This window comes from Pontibacterium sp., assembly GCF_041587635.1.
In the GTDB taxonomy this organism is placed as follows: domain Bacteria; phylum Pseudomonadota; class Gammaproteobacteria; order Pseudomonadales; family Balneatricaceae; genus Pontibacterium.
Genome location: NZ_JBFGYC010000715.1, coordinates 1 through 1,569, shown reverse-complemented (window position 1 = coordinate 1,569; position 1,569 = coordinate 1). Strand labels below are relative to the sequence as shown.

Genomic DNA, 1,569 nt, shown 5'->3' with positions numbered 1-1,569 from the left:
TATGGCCATATGTTGCCCGCGGGTTTACGTGGTTGGGCGTTAAAGCGCGTCGCTACAGGTGTTGAATAAAGGATATGGAAGTGACGGATAAAGCAATGAAACGTGTTGTATATGCCCATTATCAGAAGTTCGAGCGTGATGGTTCATACGTGCACGTTACTAAATTCTCGGAAGAGTTTGGTGGGATTTGCGATGAACAAGGGATTGATTTTACGGTCATGGCACCACCACTCGAAACCGGGGTGCCAGGTCAAAAAGCGTCTTTCATTGATCGGCTTAAGTCACGTCTTGCACGATTTTATATATCGGATATCAAAGCGTTTCTTGTGCAATCCAAGCGTATGCTTGAAGAGCGGCGACAGCTAAAGGAGTTGAAACCGGATCTGGTACTGACACGTTTTGACTACAACACCTTTTCAATTATATGGGCGTGTCGTTCGCTAAATATCCCCGTGGTACTGGAGATCAACTCCCCCGATCACGAAGAGCGTGAAGCGAACTACCTGCGGGTCCCGGGCGCTGAGCATTTTTTCAGTTCTACCCGGGCACTTTCCTTATGCGATGGCGGGTTTGCGGTGAGCAACGTGCTCACTGAGGAATACAGGGTTGAATCGACCAAAGGGCTACCGATTCACTCCATTCCGAATGGTGTCACTGTGGAGCAGTTTGACCCGCATATGTCCGGTTCTCCTGTCAGAGCGGAGTTAGGAATTGGCGAAGACGAGGTTGTTATTGGCTTCGTGGGTAGCTTTGCTCCTTGGCATCGTATGGATATGCTGTTTGACAGCTTCTCTTATTTGGTTAAGCAAGGCTACAAGGTACGTCTGTTACTGGTTGGGCAGGTAAAACCTGAATCTGAAGAAAGCGTCGCACGGGCGAATCAGTCAGATATAAAAGATTACGTGACCTTCGCAGGTTTTGTGCCGAGTAATGAGATCGATAAGTACCTGGCGGCAATGGATATTACCGTGCTGCAAAACTCTGCGTATTATTGCTCACCCCTCAAAATGTTCGAATATATGGCAATGGAAACGGCCGTATTATCGTTGGGAACTGAGCCTGTGAAAGAGATGCTGGTTGATGGAGAGGAGGGGTTGTTATTTCCTCCGGGTGATGGCGAGGCTATGACTCAGGCACTCACAAGGTTGGTTGAAGATAAAGAGCTCAGGGAACGGTTGGGCCGAGCCGCCCGCGAGCGTATGGTGAAAGAATTTACATGGCGCCACAATGCTGAAAAGGTGTATGACCTGTTGGACGAGGTCTACAACAATTCGGATAAGGTGCCCAACTGTCAATCAGTGGTATAGTGAGTGCTCACTAAAAAGTTGAAGCGCGCTAATAAACGTTTAAAGGTGGCTATCATGCGATCAGGTGTCACATCATTGTTGAAACGACTGCTTTCGTTCGGTTTGATGACGCTTTTCATTCTGGCCGGAAGTCATGCTCAGGCAGATAAGAAGGCTGATAACCTGACCGGATTTAAAGGCGAGGAGCAAGGTAACCTGCCTGATTACAACTATGACTCATTGGATGAGCAGGGCTGGGACGTATTTGAAGATCCCTTCGGCG

Annotated in this window: 2 protein-coding genes; both read left to right on the top strand. The window is 48.4% G+C overall.

What is annotated here, in order from left to right; all coding sequences use genetic code 11:
• Positions 1-95 precede the first annotated feature (95 nt).
• Positions 96-1,307, top strand: a complete 1,212-nt coding sequence (locus tag ABYW01_RS21080) for a glycosyltransferase family 4 protein (RefSeq protein ID WP_372836540.1) — start codon at positions 96-98, stop codon at positions 1,305-1,307.
• 54 nt (positions 1,308-1,361) lie between these two features.
• Positions 1,362-1,569: hypothetical protein (locus ABYW01_RS21075; protein ID WP_372836539.1), on the top strand; the 208-nt coding region annotated here is incomplete at its 3' end.

Bases quoted from the DNA above. Each gene is read 5' to 3' on its own strand.
- ABYW01_RS21080 (WP_372836540.1), top strand. From the start codon at position 96: ATGAAACGTGTTGTATATGCCCATTATCAGAAGTTCGAGCGTGATGGT.